Below are 17,452 nucleotides of genomic sequence, written 5' to 3' on the forward strand. Positions count from 1 at the left end.
ACGACAATCTATTAACGGTATATTTACGGTATATTTTAATACCGCAACAAAAAATACCGTAATTATGCTAACTATAAAAGCCATTGATTCAGCAAAACCCAAAGATAAGCCCTATAAGTTGCCAGATTTTGAAAGCTTATATTTGTATATTACACCATCAGGGACTAAGTCATGGCGGTACGATTATCAGTTCAACGGTAAAAGGAAAACCTTAACGATTGGCAAATATCCTTATATTAGCTTGTCCGAGGCTCGCAATGAAAAAGAACTTGCTAGACAACTATTGGCTCACGGTAAAGACCCAAGCTTTGAACGCAAAAAAAGTGCTTTATTAGCTAATGTTGAAAGTGACAATACTTTTAAATCAATTGCAAGTGAATGGCATTCATCTAAAAAATCGACATGGTCAAAAAAATATGCAAATGAAATTATTAGTATATTTGAGCGAGATATTTTCCCATATATTGGTAATGAACCAATTAGTAAAATTAAACCATTGGAAATGTTAACAGTATTGAAGGCTATAGAAAGTCGTGGTGCTTTAGAAATAGCAAAAAAAGCGCGAATGCGATGTGGTGAAGTATTCCGATATGCAATTATTACGGGCAGGGCGGAGGTTAATCCAACCGCTGAACTATCAAGCGCAATGGCTAAAACTCAGTCAAAAAATTTTCCTTTTTTAGCTACCGATGCCGAAATGTCGGAATTTTTAAAGTCGCTTAAAGGGTACTCTGGCAATATATTAACACGGTATGCAACTATGCTTTTGATATATACCGTCCCGCGTACAATAGAACTTCTTACATTAAAATGGTCAAATATTAACTTTAAGCAGAAATTGGCAACGATTGATGAAGAAGTTGTTAAAAAAGATAGGGTACATTTGATACCTTTAGCTACTCAGGCGATAGAAATATTAAAATTTTTACAGCCAATAACTGGACATGGTGAATTTGTTTTTCCGAATAGAAATCACCCATCAAAGCCGATGTCGAACGGAGCAATTCTTCATGTTATTCGGCGGTTAGGTTATGCTAACCGTGCAAGCGGACACGGTTTTAGGCATCAATTTTCGAGTGTTTTAAATGAGCATGGCTTTAATCGTGATTGGATAGAGAAACAATTAAATCATGAGGAAGGTAGTGTGCGAGGTATTTATAACCACGCACAATATTTGGAGGGTAGGCGTGAGATGATGCAGTGGTATGCGGATTATATAGATGGTTTAACTGCATGATTGATATTGTTGTTCTTTTTGAAATAGATATGCGTTGACAGTGGATAGCTTCCAGCGAGGATGTCTGCCGAGATATAAATCAGGTTTTGGAAATTTTGCCGCTGCCACCCATTTATCTAACGTAGTTTGATCTAACCCACCCATATACGCGCAAACTTGAGCCTTACTGTATCTAGGGTCTTCAATTGTGTAATCTTTTGTCATTGTTTATCTCCTAACTCAATATCATTTATACTTTCGTCTTTCATCAATAAATAAATTTGCGCTATCACAAAACGGGAAGGGTTTTAATTGTTTAGTCATGTTCATTTCCTTTAGGGAATAGTTAATCGAATACTAAATAATCAGCATGAGAATTGAATTTAATTAATAGGATAGGGTAGAAATCAAATATACAATTAAGAGACCTGGGGGGCATGTTGATTATTTAGCTTAATTAATTGATTTTAAAATGGGATTTCTTGATCATCAAAATCTGTTGATGGCTCATTTTGCTGAATGGGGCGATTAATTGGTTGTTGTGATTGTTGCTGATTTGCATCATCACTGCGTGGACCTAAAATCTGCAATGTTCCACCAATAGGGTTGATAACAACTTCTGTAGTGTAACGATCTTGTCCTGATTGGTCTTGCCATTTACGCGTTTGCAATTGCCCCTCCAAATAAACCTGTGTTCCTTTTTTAACATATTCACCAGCAATCTCAGCTAATTTGCCAAACACAACAACTCGATGCCATTCTGTTTTGTCTCGATTCTCACCTGTTTGTTTATCTTTCCATGATTCGGAAGTTGCAACACTAAAATTTGCGACAGCATTACCATTAGGCATAATACGTACTTCCGGGTCTTGTCCTAAATTACCTACTAAAATTACACGATTAACTCCATGATTAGCCATTTTCTTTCTCCTGTTTCTTGATAAATTCTTTCAAATATTTAATAACACAATCATTGCAAATGATTGCGGTTGGCATCCATTCGTAAGAGAAATCTATTTTAAGATTTAATTTAATTAATGAATCTAAGCACTGGATGTTGAAAATATTTAAAATGTCGGGCGGGGCTTTGTTTGAGATTTTTTGACACATGTCACATCTATATGTGTATTCTGTGTGAGCGTGTACTGCCATTTTCTTACTCCAGTTGTTCTAAATTAGTATCAATGCATTTTTGTAATCTTGTAATTAAATATTCAACATGTGAAATAACGCTATTGATTGCATCGACACGTTTTAAATAAACAAAATCACTATCTTTTTCTATTGGAAGCTCATAACAGTAAATTTTATTTTTACTAATTTTTGAAATTGGCAATCCTATTGTTGTTCCCGATTCTAATGATGCGAACCAAATCACATCTCCAGCCCTTAATTTTTCCCATTCTTCAGATGTAATCATAATTTCAGACCTTTAGTTATATCTTCAATAAACGCTAAAGCCCCTTTTGCACCAGTACGAAAAATCATGCTTTTAAACACTAATATATTAATAGCTGAGTAAAAATAGAGCGTGCCTCTAAAAGTTTTAAATGTTACCACCCCATTTCGGTCTATTTGATAGACAAATGGGTTATATTTAAGAATCCTCAAGTTTTTATCGTAAAGCCTCCGGGTTTTCTGTTTTTCAAATTCATTCCATTCTCGAAGCGCCTCGCTCATACGTCACCTCCTAATCGGTTTCAATTCCAGATCATCATTATTTGAGTGCACGCTCTCTTTTATCTCACCCCAACAAATATCAATAAAATCATGGTTGTCATTTTGCGTGTATGAATCCAAACATTCTTGAGCATATGCCTTTGCCTCTTCTTCGGTATTGTGATATTCAATACCGTTGCCGTGGTGGTCATAACTAAAATATTTCATAATTCTTCCTCTGGTAGTGGAATTTCATCTAAATAAATCCAGTGGGTGACAATTTCCCCACAAGGTATATCTTTTTCATCCCACCCATGATATTTGTCATAGTATGATAAATATGCATACCTATTTTTATCTTTTTTTTTTAAAAGAATTAAACATGGCTTCATGTAATCGCATTCACACTCCGGCAATTCTTTTGAGGCGTCACGCCAGTTTAATTTAGATGGTTCGTTGATTTGAAAGGGAGTATCACTTCTAAACATTAAAAACAAATCAACCTCTGATTCAATATATTTGAACAATGATATTGGCAATCGTATATTCTCGTCATATATTAAAACATGAGGGAGACGACGATGAGTGTTAAAATTATCTAACGCTCCTTTAAAACGTAAACCATCATTTCGAATAAATGTAAACTCCACTCCGCACATGTCAAATAATTGTTCATCCTCAAAATCGGATAATGAATATTTTATAACCATTGGTTTATAACCTCCGGTGGTGGTAGCTCGTCGGCATAAATCTAGTCATCTAAACCTCTCTTATAATTAGCTATTGAGCTTTAAAAATGCCGTCACTAGGACGACTAATGTGGTATTTTACTGATTGTTTTTTCGATAAGTTGATTGAATAATTCTCTGCGTTCTGAAAGCATTTGAAGCTCTTTTTGCAGGTCTTTTTTATAAGACCTGTAGACTATTAATTGTGAAATTTCGGGGAAGTCAGCACAATAACTGATAAAATCGCACCATTCACGTTGAGAGCTATCAATATGCCCAACTATTTGCCATTTATATGCAGGGTCGATAGTTCCTCTTTTTAAATTTTCATAATGAACAGTATCAATCACTGATTTAATTTCAATAACTCCATCAGTTCCAACTAAACCATCAGGACTATCACCATAATAACCACAATCAAAAAAGCCACCATTTGTCACTTCAGTAAAATACAAATCTTCATACAACATCCTCGCAATAGGTTCTTGCTCGTGACCACGTTCCATATGTTGATTTGAATAGTTGTTATCTGATTTGCAATTTTTTATACGCTCTAGTGCTAATTTAAGAGCGTATTTTTTTGCTGGTATGCCGAATGCATTAGGATAATTAGCCATTATTAGATTTAAATTAGATGATGTGATTTTCCCTAATCTTAACCAATCCCATTCATCAGTATTCTGTTCTATGTCATGCCATTTCGTTATTACATTCATTGATTAATAACTCCTGATTTTCTGCTGAAATGCTCATTCGTTGCAAAACCTTATCTAAATTACCATCTCGTTTGTAAGCTGCTTTTGCGTTATTCCAACTAGGTGAATCAGGCGTCAGTTCTTTTTTTGTTGTTCTGCTCGGTGATATTCTTAAACCCTCAATGATATCTCGTCCAAATTTGACTTGGTTATCAACATAAATATGAACAGGAACATTTAGCCAATCATCAATAAATGGTGAGTTAGTGATTTTTCTTAGCTGTTTACTATTAGTTACATTTAAAATCATAGGTTTTAAAGGTTCACCTTTTCTTATTTCTTTTTCAACAAAGTAAGCTGTGTTAAATAAATCTTTTGTTTTTTTTGTTTTATCAGCTTCTAATTTTACGTACGCTATTGTTAGATTAATTCCGTCCACAATATCTGCGCTACTTAAGTAAGGTGATTTAAATGCTTTCTTAAAATGGGTTTTTTCTGTCATATTTAATTCCTTAATAAGTTTGGTTGTTATACTCAAATCGAGCTTGTGAGTAGCAGATATCAACGATAAATTGGTTATATATATCATCATCAATACTTTTACTTTCCAGTTTGATTTTGAGTAGTTCGATAATTTGCCAGTCATTGTCGTTACCAAAGTTTTTAATTAGTTCTTCGGCTCGGCTTTCAATCCATTCATCCTTGGCATTTTGCATTTCAATATTGTTTAACATATTGCAGTAAGCTCTTTCGTAACCATTTTCGACCAATTTATGTAACTGCATAACTCACCTCGTAGCAATCTGTAGCATCCAGTAGAACAAGCCAAATAATCCACCTAAAATCACAAAGTATGTGCAAAAGAGGGCAAACTTTATTTCGCTGTCTGTTAACTCATAATCCTTGTGAAATCTATCTTTGATTTTCACATTAACAAAATCTTTATTAGTCATAATCACCTCGAAAAAATCCCTCGCTAGGAGGGCAAATAGGATGTAGCATTGCGCCGTCTTTCCGAGCTGTCAGTATTCATAAACTCGCTAGTAAAATTTTGTGAATAAAGTATTTGGTTGTATAGTGTGTTTTATTTATACACGAGAAACAGATATGAATATATTTAAGAGATTAGTTAAAGGCGAATTAAGCCTAGCAGTAACTTTTTGGATGTTCGGTGTTTTATTTAGTGTGATTTTAATTGTAATTTACATTGCAACTACTTTTATACTCGACACATATCATGTTTCAACATTGTTCAGAATTAGCGTAATCTCATTTATTTATTCAATTAATTTTTTAAATTCGATTATGGTTCTCATTGGTATATTTAATCTATTAAAAAATAGTGGAGTTACGTATTGGAGAGTGATTGCTTTTGTTGTCTGGTTATGTGCTACTGTATATTCAGTATATGATGATAGCAGTGACATACTAAGTTTAGTTATTGCTACACAATCGTAGTACATTCGCAACAGTTTACAGCTGTATGCTTGTTCAAACTAGATATCTCTCACTGAAAGGCATTTAGTTTGATTGTTTACCGCCTGTATTGAGTTACCGCCACAGTCCCGACGCATGGTTTAAAGTCGCGCCGTTCGACTATCTAATCAAAACCGCTGTACTTTCTTATGCCTCAGCTAGCTACTTGAACCTTCTTAACTTGTTAAATAACTCGTAGTCTTGTTTAACTTTGTTGTTAAGTTGATTTGTTTTGATGAAATGATGATACAGTTAAAACTGTTATAAGTAAACAGTAAAAACTGTGATTTTAACTGTATTTAATCTGATTGATTATTTTTTAATCTATTTATTTTGGCATTGATAAGATATTTATGCGGATTTTAGGCATGAAAAAACCCGCGCAAGGCGGGTTGGTTGATGCTATTCTGGATTAGGGTAGTACATTGGAGGTATTAGCTCTTTCAATCACTCCTGATCTTACTTTAAAATCACCTCTAATTTTGACGGGAATTGATTTCTTAAAAGAGTCGAAAAGCAAATCAATTTCATCTTGCTCTATAAAACTTAGGTCAACAGATAATGGGAATGAATAGTCACTTCCAATTTCTAAGCATATAATATTCAATCTTTCAGGCGTTCGTTTTATTGATTCAATGATTAACTCTCTAGTTCCTTCTTCTGTAATTAGTTTATCTTTATTTGTTGTTACAAATGATGATATTTCTGATTTATCAAGTTTTACGTCTAAATTTGAATTTTTTAATTCTATATTGGTAACATCAGGAAATGACTTCACTGTGTTAATGTAAGCTTGTTGTGATTGATTTTTAGTATTTGTGGCTATTTCAATAGCCTGCTTATTCCCATTTAGAATTGAAAGCATCCCGTTCTGAATTGTTTCAATTTTTTTTACATCAATTTTTTGGCTATCTAACTGTGACTGTGCTGAAGTTAATAAATCTTGCTTTTTTAAATCATAATTCAAAGCTTCTGAAATAGTAAAATAACCAGCAACGGATAATACTGTCAATATGCAGCAGGCAGTTTTTTGCTTCGGTGTCATTCCTGTAGTCATTTTTGAAAAAGCCTCACCAATTGATTCAATTAACTCTTTTATTGAGTTTATTATTTCTGTGCATCCAGCATTAACTTCATATTTAATGGTTAATAATTTTTTATCTTCAGATGATAATTTTTTTAAGCTTAGATCCCTATATCTTACCACGCAATAAACTTTTAGCAATTCGTTATGGTAATTGCTCATAGCATGGATAATATTGGAATTCAACTCTCCATTATATTCATCACCATATACTTTAATTTTTACTGTTGCCAAATTGTTAAAATCTATATCTGAAATATCAATATTTTCATCATTGTTTAGTCTATCTAAAATACTATTAAGATCATCAAGATTTGAAATAATTATCTTTTCCATTGTTATCCATACCTTATTCAAATTATCAACTTCGTTTTTTTAAAAAACGCCGAAGCGGTCAGTCATCTTTCTTTTTATAGCATTTTGTAGCTGTATATATTATTCCTAATCCTAAAGCGGTAGACAAAAATCGAATTACTCCTAGTCCTAAAATTTCAAGGTAGTGAGTAAAAAGCACTAAAGCCAATCCTACTATCATGCTTATTGTGTACATTAATTTACTCATATCTGTTCCCCCTTCATAAAAACCGCTGAAGTGATTGTCTCACTTTATTTGAGACTACTATCTCTTCCTTCTAAATATTCTATGTTCGACCATTGTTCCAATAATTCTTATTTGTTGTTTTAATGTACTCATAATTGTATAGTCTGGATTTAATGGGATAAGTTCAAACTGCATTCTTTCATGCTCATCATATCCGAGTTCTCTATACTTTTTAAACGTAGCTTCAGATTCTCCGTTCATTGCTACTACAAATTCACCTGGTGTTGGTTTTACTGCAGGGTCAATAATAACAACATCACCTTCTTTAAACTCAGGCTCCATTGAGTCGCCCTTAATTTGTAATGCAAATGCCTTATCCGATAATTCTAATGATGTCATAATATATTCAAATCCAGTTGAATCTCTTAATTCACAAGACTCTGTCCATACTCCTGCTTGTACATAACTTATTAAAGGTACTTTGTAAGCTTCAAAATTTATAACTTTTACATTCTTTACTTCTTTTTCTTTTCCACTTAAAAGCCATGCCATATCGCACTTTAATGCAAGAGAAATTTCATATAAGTAACGTGGTTTTTTCACATTACCACTTTCAATAGCTTGGTAGGACTGCTGTTTTATTCCAATCTGTGATGCTATTTGTTCTTGTGTAAGCCCTAATTCTTCTCGCCTTGCTCGTATTCTTTGACCAAGATTATTCATTTTTAAAAGTCTCCTTTTATGATTAGTAAAATAATACAGATAAATCTGTAATTGACAAACAGTATAAACTGTTATTTAATACAGTTATAACTGTTAATAATGCTGAGGGTATATGACAATCGGAGAACGAGTTAAGCAGAAAAGGATTGAGCAAAATATTAGCCAGTCACTTTTAGCCAATTTAGTTGGTATGACACAACAATCAATTAGTGATTTAGAAGCTGGAAATATACTAAAACCAAGAAATATTGTGGAAATAGCTAAAGCTTTAAATTGTTCAGTTGAATGGCTTTATTACGGAAAAAATTTTGAGAGAGAAAAAAATGAGCACGTTAAACAATGAAAAAACACAAAGCCAGTGTGCCAATATTTTACAACACTTACTAAGTGGTAAATCAATTAATCCATTACAAGCATTAAATCAATACGGATGCTTCAGATTAGGCGCTCGTATTTATGATTTAAAACAGGGAGGTTACTCAATTGATAGTCGAATAGTTAGAACTGAAAACGGTAAGAAATACGCTGAATATTCTTTGAGGGTAAACCATGAATGCAGTTGAAACATTAAAATTAATAGGGCGCCCAAACGCTTATTACCCTAAGTTAGCTAAACCGTTAGGCGGTGTTAATCCAGCTGTTTTATTCTCACAATTGTTTTATTGGCAAGATAAAGCTACATCTGATTTGGGTGTGTATAAAACCCGTGATGAACTTGAAGAAGAAACTGGTTTATCTCATAACGAACAAAGAACGGCTATCAAAAAACTACAAGATAAAGGCGTTTTAATTGTGACTGAAAAACGGTTAGACCATAAAACTTTTTACAAAATTGACAATGCTAAGGTTAATGAAATTTTAGCTAAGTTCGCCGAATCTATTAATCAATCATCCCGAAGTGAAGAAAGTACTCACCCCGACGTAGACAATGTAGAGTTCGGGGCGACTATAAAGTCAAGTTCGTTATATCAAGAGAATACTACAAAGACTACTACAGAGACTACTACAAATAATATTGCGGTTAAACCGCAAAAGCCAAAACGAGAGTTGCCAGATAATTTTAAACCAAACGAACATCATCGAGATATAGCGTTAAATGAAAATATCAATTTGGATACCGAATTTATTAAGTTTAAAGATTATTGCTTGGCTAATGGCAAAAAATATATTGATTGGAATGCTGCTTTTAACAACTGGTTGCGTAATGCTGGAGGTTATAAAAAATCAAATAAAACACCATCCAAATTCATGACCCTTGCCGAACGTAACAGGGCGGTTTTAGAGAGTATGAGGAGTTAATCATGGCAAAGATTACTGATGATTTTTTAGCTGTCATTGGTGGGCTTCTTGAACTCTACGGACAGCAAGCGAGTACAACCAAAGTCAATATTTATTGGTCAACACTTGGTCAATATTCGATTGATTCATTGCGTAGAGCAGCTAATACATGGGTTCGTAAAAGTGAGTTTATGCCGAAGCCTGCTGATTTAATTAATTTAATGGGTGGTCCTAATAACCATTTAACGCCCGATGAGGCATGGGCAATCGCAATACTTGCTAGTGATGAAACTAATACTTTGGTTTGGACTAATGAAATAGCCAAGGCATGGGCGCAAGCTGAAATTGTTTATCGAAACGGCGACAAAATTGGAGCAAGAAGAACTTTTATCGAAGCTTATGAGCGTTTAGTTAATGAATCAATGATGAATGGGAAGTGCGTAGAAGTATTTGTATCACTTGGTAGCGACAAATTAAAACGCACTGATGCAATTAATCACGCTGTATTCACTGGATTATTGACTCAAGAAAAAGCTAATCACTATTTGCCAAAACCTGAGAACACTATCGCAATGCTTGAGTATAAGAGCGGTCAAGAAGTTTCGGATAAAAGCTTAACTCATATTGCAAACATTAAACAAATGTTAAAAACAGGTCGGGCTTGTGTTACGACGAGTTAACCACTGCAAAAACGGACACTATCACATGCTAGACAAAATAGCATATGACTATGTTACAGCGCTTAGGAAACGAGGGGCAAACGTAGCAAAAATTAAATATGAATTAGCCGAACAAGTTAAAAAATATTCGGAAGAAGAAAAGGAAAATTTAAGAGGATTGATACAAAAATGGCTTACAAAATAACAGCAGAAATTAAAAAAGGGTGGCAAAGTTGGGGATCAATTGTGTTAAAACGTGATTCTAAGATAACTGAAAAATCATTAATTAAAACGCTATCTACGGTTCAAACACCATTCGGTAAGTCTAAAGTTGATGTGCAGGTGCGTAATTTTGCGTGTGAGAGGGTTTAGAGATGATTAAGGAAATTCGATTAACTCATGAAGTGGCACGTAATACAGCCATAAATTTTATTAATCAATTACCAGTTGATAGCAAATATCCGTTAAGAATAGTGATTGATGAAGAAAAGCGAACATTAGCACAAAATCGAATGATGTGGGCTGTTTTAAACGATATTGCAAAACAAGTTGAATGGAACGGAGAAAAACTGACAGCAGAAGAATGGAAACATTTAATCACAGCCAATTTACATGGTCAGAAATGTGTAAAAGGGATTCAAGGAGGATTGGTCTTTATGGGGCTATCAACTCGTAAAATGAACAAAAAAGAATTTGCTGATGTGGTTATCTGTGCAGAGCAATTTGGAGCAGAAAATGGTGTTAGATTTAGCTCAGATGCCCAGGAGGCAATACGACTAGCTGAGCAATACAAAGACCAGTTATCAAAGGTAGGAACATGCCCAAAAAACATAAATTAATTAAAACAGGATTTAAATGCCCAGAATGCAAAGGCGAATGCCTATACAACGTTGGTTTAGATTTATTTGTTTGCAATCGCCCACTAATGACTATTGACGGCAATGTTAGAGGATCATGCGGTAAGTTCTATGGTAATGGTGTGAGATTTAAATAATGCAAGTGAAGTCCAAAAAATGCAAGTCTTGCGGTAATAAATTTACTCCATCTAACTCGCTCGCTCAAGTTTGTTCGGTTGATTGTGCTATTCAGTATGCTAAAGATAACAAAGTTCAAGAGCGAACCAGAATCAAGTTAGCACGGATAGCCAAGGAGCGCATAAAAACACGTTCAGAGCATTTAAGAGATGCGCAAACAGCATTTAATGCATTTATTCGAGAAAGAGATAAAAACGAGCCGTGCATTAGCTGTGAACGCTATCACAATGGGCAGTATCACGCAGGGCACTATCGAAGTATTGGCGCATGTCCAGAATTACGATTTTGTGAGCTGAATGTACATAAGCAGTGCTCAGCATGTAACAACCACAAATCGGGAAACATTATTGAATACAGAATTAATTTAGTTAAAAAAATAGGAGCTGAGAAAGTTGAATGGTTGGAAGGACCTCATGAGCCAAAAAAATACACTGTCGAGCAAATTAAACTGATTAAAGCAGAATATAAAAATAAATTGCGCCAATTAAAGCGAGGTAAACAGTGCTAGCAGAATATAAATATGTTGAAGATGAGCCGAAAGAAATTGTCAAGCCCATTGCGTCGGTTAGGTTTAAAGCTGATTATGATATTACTGATGTGCTTAGACTTTGGGGGAATTGGTCGAGGAAAGACGCTTATGAAAAGCAAGGTACACTCAATTTGTATCAATCTCAAGAGCCTGAATATAAGGAATTGTGTTCAGATAACGACGGATTAATTATAGATGGCATCATTTCAAGCATGAAGAGTATTAGATTCCAAAAGACCAAAGAAGAAGCTCTTGTTATAATAAAATCATATTATGGCGACGAAATATTAGATGATGATTATGTTTTTACTGAACGCTACAAAATAAAAGAATCTTGCTCTATTATTATTAGACCAAGAACTTTAAGAGAAATAGCAGTGGAATTTGGTTGCAGTGAAGCAAGTATTAGGAAAATTAAAAGCTCAGGCGAAAGTCATATTATAGGTGCGCTAGCTCAACAAACCCAGCAAACGGGGATGGAATTAGAATTATTTAAAAAATTAAATTTATTTAAGTAATGGGGGGTTGACTGCGTACGCAAAAAGTAGTATAAATATGTCAACATAAAATAATTGTATATAAAGCTCGCATTTGCGAGCTTTTTATTAACTCAATAACTCAGCTAATCTATATTGCATTTTGGAATATATTTTATATTTGCTGAATCTAATACTTTTTTTCTGTACTTTTCTGCATTTGTTAATTGTTCTAATAATGCATTAAGTGTTTTTTCAGTAAACCCAATCTTATTATATATTGATGATTCAGCAAAGATTACTAAAGAGTTATTAAAATAAGTATGAAAATTTATAATATTTTCCGCGTCTTGTAATTTTAATAATCTGATTTTATCTAAATTAGATTTGTAGACAGATGGTAAATTTAATACGGAGTCAGGAGTAATTAATCTATTTTCCAAAGGATTTGTATTATTAAAATCTTTTATTTTTTTCTTTACTGTTTGAATTCGCTCGCAGATTATATCAGAACCATGATAGTCTTTTATTTCAACTGCAAATAGCTTTAGCCATTTTTCGGCTTCATCTGCCTGTTGCCATTTCGGAATGTGATATGTGATTATTATTGTTGTAATAGCTGATATTAAAGCACCAATAATAGCAGCACCCAATGTTTTTAAATAATCGCTTTTCATTATATTTCTCCTTATATATTTTAAAGCCTCAATTAAGAGGCTTTTTTACTAAAGTGTTTTTTTGTACATTAAGATCGCTTCTTCAATGATCTTACTTTGTGATTTTTCAGTCTTGGCACTTAATTCTATTATTAAGTCGATAATCTCAACAGGTAATTTGTATCCTTTTGATTTTACACCACGTTTTTCATCACTTTTCTTTTGAATTACAGCTCTTGGTAATGCCATATAATCACCTTGATTTCTTATACTATAGTTGTTATATTTAAGGTCATCGGCGCGGCTTTCGCCCCGCCTTTGATTGGTTAATAAACTGAGAAGCTCAAGCTTATTAAAACCAAGAGAAGTAAGATCTGGTACATCTTGTTTCTCCCTTAAGCCCCCATCGGAAGCTGGGGGGTTGCTTTATCAACTCCCTGTTGATGTTTATAATTATAGTCGCACCTACTTCTAAAGTCAACATTATTTATTAAAAAAGTTAAATATTTCACATAGTTTTCTACATTATTTTTGTTATCATTAGGTATAATTGTCCTAAAGGTAATGAATATGAAAAAAATATTATTAATTCTCTTAATTATTCCTTGTATTGTTTTTGCTGCGGATAAACAGAAATTACCAGACCAAGAATTAAAAGAAAAAATTATTGGTAAATGGAATATGTATGAAATTGGTTATGAAGCTAATATTGTCACATTTTACGATAATGGGACAGTTACTTTAAAGTCGTATATTTGTGATAACGATGCAAAAAAAGCATTATATAATGGCGAAACTATTAAACAATATAAAATAGAAGATGGAATCATATACATTGGGCAATTATCAATTAAAGATGGATTCGTTAGTAAGCTAAAAGTAGAGAACATAGAAAATTCCGCATTAAAGCTTATCTATGACATGCCAGGTTATTCTTACAATAAAATAGAAATTAATTACCTTAATACTACCAATAAAGATACTTTGCCTTTTTGTAAATATTACAAAGAAAATCCTTTTAGCAATCAGATTGATGTGCAAAAACTTCAAGCCAATTTGAATTTATTACAGGATAATATAATAGAAACCTTTAAAAAAATAATTCCTAAGGATCTAGATGAATATTCTATATTGCAAGATGTTTATAAAAAAAATAATGAATTATTCTTTAAAATAAGCGTGAAAAAATATACAAAAGATAACTTTAGTGATGAAATACTTAAAGCTTTATTAAAAGTATCAGCAGTTGATAAATATTGTAATATAGATGAATCAAAACCTAAAATACTCCAACAATTAAAAATGATATTTCCTAATGGAGTGTCTTATATATATTCTATTGAAGATGAAAAGCCGTTTGTAATTCATATGGATAAGAGCAGTTGCCCAAAACAATAAAATATATTAGTCTGAGTTAAGAAATTAGAATTTTTTTTCATAAATGGACTTATAAAAAAGATAGAAAAATTTCAGTCTCGTAACGAAATCCGTGGAGTCATAGCTCGTACTTATTTCTATATATCAGATAAATACAATGTGAATTTATCTGATTCTGAGCACAAACTAATAGAACAAATTCAGGGTAACGATAATAAGTTCGTTACTCAACAATGTAATTAAGCCGACGAAAGTCGGTTTTTTTATGCATATTTTACAATCAGCATTAACACACATCAAAACACTATATTTACGCTGATTGTATTTTTTATTATCAATATTGAGTATTCACTCATCACTCATCACAGAATCGGTAGCAATGCTAGACACACACATAACTAAACATTAGCTAGTACGCTACCTCTCATTTAATAAGAAGATTTAAACATGCCGATAAAAGACCCTAACAACGTCAATTGGACTGTTGTTGTTTATTTATTTTTCGTCACTTTGCTCGGTTCATTATCTAGCTATTGCTATCAGTTTCTAAACGGCAATAAATTCAATATCTGGGTGTTAGTTGCACAAATATTTATATCGATATTTGCTGGAACGCTTGTTGTATTAGCCGCAAGTTATTTTAATTGGGATTTTGAGTTAGCAGGCGGTATTGCTGGTTTAGCTGGCTGGTCTGGTGCAGCTCTAATCAAAGCATTAGAAGAACGGCTAATAAGAAAAGCTAAAGGAGACGAGTAATGAAATTAACTGAACATTTCACGCTAGAAGAATTTACACGTTCATTAACTGCTAGTCGTTTAAAAATTGATAATTCAGTCCCCCAAAATTTAATGCCAAATGTGCAGTTAACAGCCATAAAGCTAGAGCTTGTTAGAAAAGCATTAGGTAAACCGATAATTATTACTTCAGGTTATCGTTGCCCAGCATTAAATGCACGTGTTGGTGGAGTGTCAACTAGCGCACACACGAAAGGATTAGCGGTAGATTTCCATTCATCATACGGCACACCTAAAGAGATTTGCCAACGATTAATCGATGCGGGAGTCCAGTTCGACAAACTCATTCAAGAGCATAATCAATGGGTGCATATCGGCTTTAATCCTAATAATAATCGCCAGATAGTTTTGACTGCTGTTAAGCAGGGCGGTAAGACGATTTATAAGAACGGTTTACTATGAGTAAAGAAAAGTTATTAAGCATAGCATTGCTTATTGTCGGTTTTGTTTTTTCTATTTATTTTGGTTACAATAATTACCAGGAGAAAAAACGATTAAAAACCACTAACGCCGAGCTAACTAATCAAATTAACCAGCTAGAGCAAACCATATCTAGAAACAACCAAATCATCGCAGACAACGAATTATCAAAACGTGAACTAGAAAATCAATCACTAGAACGGCAGGAGCAAATTAATGAGCAACTCAAAGATAATGATTGTGCTAAGCAGTTTGTGCCTATGCCTGTTTCTGCAAGCTTGTACAACCGAGCGAAAGGCATACGTGAATCGACCGATACCAGCCAATCTATTAAGTGACTGCTTACCAAATTTACCACCTAATCCCATGACTTTTGGTGATAGCTTACGATATAACGAGCATTTATTAAATGTCATTGAGAAGTGTAATGCAGATAAAAGGGCTATCAAACAAATTGCTAATGAATAAAAGCGCGTCGGCTGAGTGTTAGCGCGACTAAATGAAAAATCGCTCAGCCAATTTTAAATAATTATTCGCTTTTACCGCATAAAGTATAAAAAATCACGAGCAGCTATAAAGAATAACTGCATATTTAATCAGTTACACTTAGAAATGACACTAACTCTAAGTTATAGTTATTCTTTGAATGGTAATGGTATAATAAATCATCTTATTGTTTGGATGGTTGTTTATGAAAAAAATATTATATTGCTTTATATTAACTTTATTTCCTTTTATTGTGTTTGCAGATAACGCTAAAAAAGATGATTGGATAAATCCATATCTTATAAAAGGTTATATTTCTTACAATGATTTTAATAATTTTATATCCTCTAAAGACGAGAGAGCTCAATCATTTGGTACAGCTTATTTGTCTGGGATTGTTAATACATTTAATTGGGAAAATATAGCACGTGAACAAAAAGGGTTACCTAAAATTTACTGTGCAAAATCGGCATTACAATTACCTGAAGTTAAAAAGTTGATGAACCAATATGCAAACTTATTTAATGGTGAACCAATCAAGAAATTTGGTGATGGGGATTTATATTTTTTTGTTAGACTTACAGTGAGATATTATCATCCATGCCCTGAAGAAAATAAGTAAAGCAATACATAATAGAATCCACAAGAACCGCTTAATTGCGGTTTTTTTGTACCTATTTTTTTGAAACATCACAAACCCAATTCAACTTTTAATTAATCATAATTACCCCTGACTTGTAAAATCGATATCTACAAGTCGAATAAATTTAAATCATTTTTCAATCAATCATAATGCCAACACACGGCAATTCACAATAACAAGAGATCACTTAGGAATGAGTTTTAGAGGGCACCAGATGGTTTTCATGGTTACCTCTCTTGGACTGGTTCCCTGTGTGACTAAAACTCATTTCTAATGGAGGAAACCATGAATATTACAATTTTAAATACTGCAATAAAACAAGATAAGAAAGGGCTATTTTGTATCAATGATGTACATAAAGCGGCTGGAGGTAAAAATAAGCACAAACCAAGTTACTGGCTTTCAAATCAACTCACGAAAGAACTTATAGCGGAAATATCAAGCGATGGCGGAATTCCGCTATCGGTCGTTAGAGGTGGTTTAAATCAGGGTACATATGTATGCAAAGAATTAGTTTATGCTTATGCTATGTGGATTAATGCCAAATTTCATCTTCATGTAATTAGAACTTTTGATGAAGTAATCCAGCAAGACTATCAGCGACAGCGATTAAGAGAATTGGCAAAGGTTGAATATAAGCCGATGACTGATGCAATAAAATTTGAAAAGGAGCATCAAGGAAAGGATGTTAAGTATTTTCACTTTAGCAATGAAGCTGATTTGATCAATCGTATAGCTTTAGGAATGACATCAGCGAAATTTAAAGTCTTTCACAAAATAGGAAAAACAGAATCAATCCGAGATTATTTAACTCCGTGCCAGATTAAGTGCATTACTGACCTTCAAAGAGCTAATACAGCATTTATTCAATTAGGTATGGAGTTCGAAGATCGAAAAGTTAAGCTAATGGAGCTATTCAAACGAAACCATATTATTTCATTGTTTGATGAACAGCATCATATAGCCGCCTAGTGCGGT

General features: G+C 33.3%; 31 protein-coding genes. 17 read left to right on the forward strand and 14 right to left on the reverse strand.

The genetic code is table 11. The annotated features are described in order from the left end of the window. The first annotated feature begins 61 nt into the window (after nucleotides 1-61). The gene (locus tag J3U23_RS03390) at nucleotides 62-1,237 is read left to right on the forward strand and encodes a tyrosine-type recombinase/integrase (protein ID WP_416380094.1); all 1,176 of its coding nucleotides are present in this window, start codon (nucleotides 62-64) and stop codon (nucleotides 1,235-1,237) included. Here J3U23_RS03390 and J3U23_RS03395 read toward each other — a convergent pair. From J3U23_RS03395 to J3U23_RS03450, 12 genes are all read right to left on the reverse strand, one after another. After that, the gene (locus J3U23_RS03395) at nucleotides 1,226-1,441 is read right to left on the reverse strand and encodes a helix-turn-helix transcriptional regulator (protein WP_267338450.1); all 216 of its coding nucleotides are present in this window, start codon (nucleotides 1,439-1,441) and stop codon (nucleotides 1,226-1,228) included. The genes J3U23_RS03390 and J3U23_RS03395 overlap by 12 nt on opposite strands. Nucleotides 1,442-1,683: 242 nt before the next feature. Beyond that, nucleotides 1,684-2,136 (reverse strand): single-stranded DNA-binding protein, encoded by a 453-nt coding sequence (gene ssb / locus J3U23_RS03400; protein WP_267338451.1) that lies wholly within the window; start codon nucleotides 2,134-2,136, stop codon nucleotides 1,684-1,686. 236 nt (nucleotides 2,137-2,372) lie between these two features. Next, on the reverse strand, nucleotides 2,373-2,636 hold the full coding sequence (locus J3U23_RS03405) for a hypothetical protein (RefSeq protein WP_267338452.1): 264 nt from the start codon (nucleotides 2,634-2,636) through the stop codon (nucleotides 2,373-2,375). Next, a complete protein-coding gene (locus tag J3U23_RS03410; RefSeq protein WP_267338453.1) occupies nucleotides 2,633-2,896 on the reverse strand; it encodes a hypothetical protein in 264 nt (87 codons plus the stop codon). Before J3U23_RS03410 ends, J3U23_RS03405 begins: the two co-directional genes overlap by 4 nt. A gap of 3 nt (nucleotides 2,897-2,899) precedes the next feature. Next, nucleotides 2,900-3,103: a hypothetical protein gene (locus J3U23_RS03415; RefSeq protein WP_267338454.1), complete on the reverse strand. Its 204-nt coding sequence runs from the start codon at nucleotides 3,101-3,103 to the stop codon at nucleotides 2,900-2,902. Then, a complete protein-coding gene (locus J3U23_RS03420) occupies nucleotides 3,100-3,585 on the reverse strand; it encodes a hypothetical protein (RefSeq protein WP_267338455.1) in 486 nt (161 codons plus the stop codon). Before J3U23_RS03420 ends, J3U23_RS03415 begins: the two co-directional genes overlap by 4 nt. Before the next feature lie 104 nt (nucleotides 3,586-3,689). After that, complete coding sequence (locus J3U23_RS03425; protein WP_267338456.1) at nucleotides 3,690-4,319, reverse strand: YqaJ viral recombinase family protein; 630 nt, start codon at nucleotides 4,317-4,319, stop codon at nucleotides 3,690-3,692. After that, on the reverse strand, nucleotides 4,294-4,800 hold the full coding sequence (locus J3U23_RS03430; protein WP_267338457.1) for a hypothetical protein: 507 nt from the start codon (nucleotides 4,798-4,800) through the stop codon (nucleotides 4,294-4,296). Before J3U23_RS03430 ends, J3U23_RS03425 begins: the two co-directional genes overlap by 26 nt. A gap of 10 nt (nucleotides 4,801-4,810) precedes the next feature. Next, a complete protein-coding gene (locus J3U23_RS03435; RefSeq protein ID WP_267338458.1) occupies nucleotides 4,811-5,083 on the reverse strand; it encodes a hypothetical protein in 273 nt (90 codons plus the stop codon). 1,103 nt (nucleotides 5,084-6,186) lie between these two features. Then, nucleotides 6,187-7,194 (reverse strand): hypothetical protein, encoded by a 1,008-nt coding sequence (locus J3U23_RS03440; RefSeq protein ID WP_267338459.1) that lies wholly within the window; start codon nucleotides 7,192-7,194, stop codon nucleotides 6,187-6,189. Between the two features lie 58 nt (nucleotides 7,195-7,252). Continuing rightward, a complete protein-coding gene (locus J3U23_RS03445) occupies nucleotides 7,253-7,420 on the reverse strand; it encodes a hypothetical protein (RefSeq protein ID WP_267331547.1) in 168 nt (55 codons plus the stop codon). Nucleotides 7,421-7,477: 57 nt separating this feature from the next. Continuing rightward, complete coding sequence (locus J3U23_RS03450) at nucleotides 7,478-8,122, reverse strand: LexA family protein (protein WP_267338460.1); 645 nt, start codon at nucleotides 8,120-8,122, stop codon at nucleotides 7,478-7,480. Nucleotides 8,123-8,234: 112 nt separating this feature from the next. On the opposite strand from J3U23_RS03450, the gene J3U23_RS03455 reads away from it, so the two are divergent. From J3U23_RS03455 to J3U23_RS03500, 10 genes are read left to right on the forward strand one after another with little or no spacing between them, the layout of a single operon-like run. Next, nucleotides 8,235-8,465, forward strand: coding sequence for a helix-turn-helix domain-containing protein (locus tag J3U23_RS03455; RefSeq protein WP_267338461.1), 231 nt, complete (start codon nucleotides 8,235-8,237; stop codon nucleotides 8,463-8,465). Beyond that, on the forward strand, nucleotides 8,446-8,685 hold the full coding sequence (locus J3U23_RS03460) for a helix-turn-helix domain-containing protein (RefSeq protein ID WP_267338462.1): 240 nt from the start codon (nucleotides 8,446-8,448) through the stop codon (nucleotides 8,683-8,685). The genes J3U23_RS03455 and J3U23_RS03460 overlap by 20 nt, the downstream gene beginning before the upstream one ends. Continuing rightward, nucleotides 8,672-9,421, forward strand: coding sequence for a hypothetical protein (locus J3U23_RS03465; RefSeq protein ID WP_267338463.1), 750 nt, complete (start codon nucleotides 8,672-8,674; stop codon nucleotides 9,419-9,421). The genes J3U23_RS03460 and J3U23_RS03465 overlap by 14 nt, the downstream gene beginning before the upstream one ends. Before the next feature lie 2 nt (nucleotides 9,422-9,423). Further along, nucleotides 9,424-10,080: a hypothetical protein gene (locus J3U23_RS03470; RefSeq protein ID WP_267338465.1), complete on the forward strand. Its 657-nt coding sequence runs from the start codon at nucleotides 9,424-9,426 to the stop codon at nucleotides 10,078-10,080. A 25-nt stretch (nucleotides 10,081-10,105) separates the two neighbouring features. Then, nucleotides 10,106-10,264: a hypothetical protein gene (locus tag J3U23_RS03475; protein WP_267338466.1), complete on the forward strand. Its 159-nt coding sequence runs from the start codon at nucleotides 10,106-10,108 to the stop codon at nucleotides 10,262-10,264. After that, nucleotides 10,249-10,431, forward strand: coding sequence for a hypothetical protein (locus J3U23_RS03480; protein WP_267338467.1), 183 nt, complete (start codon nucleotides 10,249-10,251; stop codon nucleotides 10,429-10,431). The genes J3U23_RS03475 and J3U23_RS03480 overlap by 16 nt, the downstream gene beginning before the upstream one ends. Nucleotides 10,432-10,433: 2 nt before the next feature. Beyond that, the gene (locus tag J3U23_RS03485; RefSeq protein WP_267338468.1) at nucleotides 10,434-10,898 is read left to right on the forward strand and encodes a recombination protein NinB; all 465 of its coding nucleotides are present in this window, start codon (nucleotides 10,434-10,436) and stop codon (nucleotides 10,896-10,898) included. Further along, nucleotides 10,877-11,053 (forward strand): hypothetical protein, encoded by a 177-nt coding sequence (locus tag J3U23_RS03490; RefSeq protein WP_267338469.1) that lies wholly within the window; start codon nucleotides 10,877-10,879, stop codon nucleotides 11,051-11,053. Before J3U23_RS03485 ends, J3U23_RS03490 begins: the two co-directional genes overlap by 22 nt. Then, nucleotides 11,053-11,601, forward strand: coding sequence for a recombination protein NinG (locus tag J3U23_RS03495; RefSeq protein ID WP_267338470.1), 549 nt, complete (start codon nucleotides 11,053-11,055; stop codon nucleotides 11,599-11,601). The genes J3U23_RS03490 and J3U23_RS03495 overlap by 1 nt, the downstream gene beginning before the upstream one ends. Further along, nucleotides 11,595-12,140, forward strand: coding sequence for an antiterminator Q family protein (locus J3U23_RS03500; protein ID WP_267338471.1), 546 nt, complete (start codon nucleotides 11,595-11,597; stop codon nucleotides 12,138-12,140). The genes J3U23_RS03495 and J3U23_RS03500 overlap by 7 nt, the downstream gene beginning before the upstream one ends. A 104-nt stretch (nucleotides 12,141-12,244) precedes the next feature. Here the strand turns inward: J3U23_RS03500 and J3U23_RS03505 are convergent, their stop codons facing one another. Further along, on the reverse strand, nucleotides 12,245-12,775 hold the full coding sequence (locus J3U23_RS03505) for a hypothetical protein (RefSeq protein WP_267338472.1): 531 nt from the start codon (nucleotides 12,773-12,775) through the stop codon (nucleotides 12,245-12,247). A 48-nt stretch (nucleotides 12,776-12,823) separates the two neighbouring features. Further along, nucleotides 12,824-13,003, reverse strand: coding sequence for a ribbon-helix-helix protein, CopG family (locus J3U23_RS03510; protein ID WP_267338473.1), 180 nt, complete (start codon nucleotides 13,001-13,003; stop codon nucleotides 12,824-12,826). A 321-nt stretch (nucleotides 13,004-13,324) separates the two neighbouring features. Here J3U23_RS03510 and J3U23_RS03515 point away from each other — a divergent pair, with 321 nt between their 5' ends. The 6 genes from J3U23_RS03515 to J3U23_RS03540 all read left to right on the forward strand — a co-directional run bounded on the left by J3U23_RS03515 (nucleotide 13,325) and on the right by J3U23_RS03540 (nucleotide 17,446). Beyond that, entirely contained in the window at nucleotides 13,325-14,152 is an 828-nt protein-coding gene (locus tag J3U23_RS03515; protein ID WP_267338474.1) for a hypothetical protein, read from the forward strand. A gap of 426 nt (nucleotides 14,153-14,578) precedes the next feature. Continuing rightward, the gene (locus J3U23_RS03520) at nucleotides 14,579-14,887 is read left to right on the forward strand and encodes a phage holin family protein (protein WP_267338475.1); all 309 of its coding nucleotides are present in this window, start codon (nucleotides 14,579-14,581) and stop codon (nucleotides 14,885-14,887) included. Then, complete coding sequence (locus J3U23_RS03525) at nucleotides 14,887-15,327, forward strand: D-Ala-D-Ala carboxypeptidase family metallohydrolase (protein WP_267338476.1); 441 nt, start codon at nucleotides 14,887-14,889, stop codon at nucleotides 15,325-15,327. Before J3U23_RS03520 ends, J3U23_RS03525 begins: the two co-directional genes overlap by 1 nt. Further along, nucleotides 15,324-15,683 (forward strand): hypothetical protein, encoded by a 360-nt coding sequence (locus J3U23_RS03530; RefSeq protein ID WP_267338477.1) that lies wholly within the window; start codon nucleotides 15,324-15,326, stop codon nucleotides 15,681-15,683. Before J3U23_RS03525 ends, J3U23_RS03530 begins: the two co-directional genes overlap by 4 nt. A gap of 353 nt (nucleotides 15,684-16,036) precedes the next feature. Beyond that, on the forward strand, nucleotides 16,037-16,453 hold the full coding sequence (locus J3U23_RS03535; protein WP_267338478.1) for a hypothetical protein: 417 nt from the start codon (nucleotides 16,037-16,039) through the stop codon (nucleotides 16,451-16,453). Between the two features lie 306 nt (nucleotides 16,454-16,759). Then, nucleotides 16,760-17,446 carry a KilA-N domain-containing protein gene (locus J3U23_RS03540; protein ID WP_267338479.1) on the forward strand — a complete coding sequence of 229 codons (687 nt, stop codon included), beginning with the start codon at nucleotides 16,760-16,762 and terminating at the stop codon, nucleotides 17,444-17,446. Nucleotides 17,447-17,452: the final 6 nt, after the last annotated feature.

The sequence above is a fragment of the Gilliamella sp. B3367 genome (genome assembly GCF_026536825.1).
In the GTDB taxonomy this organism is placed as follows: Bacteria; Pseudomonadota; Gammaproteobacteria; order Enterobacterales; family Orbaceae; genus Gilliamella; species Gilliamella apicola_E.

Coding starts and splice junctions, on each gene's coding strand:
- J3U23_RS03485 (WP_267338468.1), top strand. CDS start 10,434: ATGATTAAGGAAATTCGATTAACTCATGAAGTGGCACGTAATACAGCC.
- J3U23_RS03410 (WP_267338453.1), bottom strand. CDS start 2,896: ATGAGCGAGGCGCTTCGAGAATGGAATGAATTTGAAAAACAGAAAACC.
- J3U23_RS03465 (WP_267338463.1), top strand. CDS start 8,672: ATGAATGCAGTTGAAACATTAAAATTAATAGGGCGCCCAAACGCTTAT.
- J3U23_RS03455 (WP_267338461.1), top strand. CDS start 8,235: ATGACAATCGGAGAACGAGTTAAGCAGAAAAGGATTGAGCAAAATATT.
- J3U23_RS03495 (WP_267338470.1), top strand. CDS start 11,053: ATGCAAGTGAAGTCCAAAAAATGCAAGTCTTGCGGTAATAAATTTACT.
- J3U23_RS03445 (WP_267331547.1), bottom strand. CDS start 7,420: ATGAGTAAATTAATGTACACAATAAGCATGATAGTAGGATTGGCTTTA.
- J3U23_RS03505 (WP_267338472.1), bottom strand. CDS start 12,775: ATGAAAAGCGATTATTTAAAAACATTGGGTGCTGCTATTATTGGTGCT.
- J3U23_RS03415 (WP_267338454.1), bottom strand. CDS start 3,103: ATGAAATATTTTAGTTATGACCACCACGGCAACGGTATTGAATATCAC.
- J3U23_RS03405 (WP_267338452.1), bottom strand. CDS start 2,636: ATGATTACATCTGAAGAATGGGAAAAATTAAGGGCTGGAGATGTGATT.
- J3U23_RS03515 (WP_267338474.1), top strand. CDS start 13,325: ATGAAAAAAATATTATTAATTCTCTTAATTATTCCTTGTATTGTTTTT.
- J3U23_RS03470 (WP_267338465.1), top strand. CDS start 9,424: ATGGCAAAGATTACTGATGATTTTTTAGCTGTCATTGGTGGGCTTCTT.
- ssb (WP_267338451.1), bottom strand. CDS start 2,136: ATGGCTAATCATGGAGTTAATCGTGTAATTTTAGTAGGTAATTTAGGA.
- J3U23_RS03520 (WP_267338475.1), top strand. CDS start 14,579: ATGCCGATAAAAGACCCTAACAACGTCAATTGGACTGTTGTTGTTTAT.
- J3U23_RS03475 (WP_267338466.1), top strand. CDS start 10,106: ATGCTAGACAAAATAGCATATGACTATGTTACAGCGCTTAGGAAACGA.
- J3U23_RS03540 (WP_267338479.1), top strand. CDS start 16,760: ATGAATATTACAATTTTAAATACTGCAATAAAACAAGATAAGAAAGGG.
- J3U23_RS03530 (WP_267338477.1), top strand. CDS start 15,324: ATGAGTAAAGAAAAGTTATTAAGCATAGCATTGCTTATTGTCGGTTTT.
- J3U23_RS03450 (WP_267338460.1), bottom strand. CDS start 8,122: ATGAATAATCTTGGTCAAAGAATACGAGCAAGGCGAGAAGAATTAGGG.
- J3U23_RS03525 (WP_267338476.1), top strand. CDS start 14,887: ATGAAATTAACTGAACATTTCACGCTAGAAGAATTTACACGTTCATTA.
- J3U23_RS03430 (WP_267338457.1), bottom strand. CDS start 4,800: ATGACAGAAAAAACCCATTTTAAGAAAGCATTTAAATCACCTTACTTA.
- J3U23_RS03480 (WP_267338467.1), top strand. CDS start 10,249: ATGGCTTACAAAATAACAGCAGAAATTAAAAAAGGGTGGCAAAGTTGG.
- J3U23_RS03395 (WP_267338450.1), bottom strand. CDS start 1,441: ATGACAAAAGATTACACAATTGAAGACCCTAGATACAGTAAGGCTCAA.
- J3U23_RS03425 (WP_267338456.1), bottom strand. CDS start 4,319: ATGAATGTAATAACGAAATGGCATGACATAGAACAGAATACTGATGAA.
- J3U23_RS03510 (WP_267338473.1), bottom strand. CDS start 13,003: ATGGCATTACCAAGAGCTGTAATTCAAAAGAAAAGTGATGAAAAACGT.
- J3U23_RS03440 (WP_267338459.1), bottom strand. CDS start 7,194: ATGGAAAAGATAATTATTTCAAATCTTGATGATCTTAATAGTATTTTA.
- J3U23_RS03535 (WP_267338478.1), top strand. CDS start 16,037: ATGAAAAAAATATTATATTGCTTTATATTAACTTTATTTCCTTTTATT.
- J3U23_RS03420 (WP_267338455.1), bottom strand. CDS start 3,585: ATGGTTATAAAATATTCATTATCCGATTTTGAGGATGAACAATTATTT.
- J3U23_RS03460 (WP_267338462.1), top strand. CDS start 8,446: ATGAGCACGTTAAACAATGAAAAAACACAAAGCCAGTGTGCCAATATT.
- J3U23_RS03490 (WP_267338469.1), top strand. CDS start 10,877: ATGCCCAAAAAACATAAATTAATTAAAACAGGATTTAAATGCCCAGAA.
- J3U23_RS03435 (WP_267338458.1), bottom strand. CDS start 5,083: ATGCAGTTACATAAATTGGTCGAAAATGGTTACGAAAGAGCTTACTGC.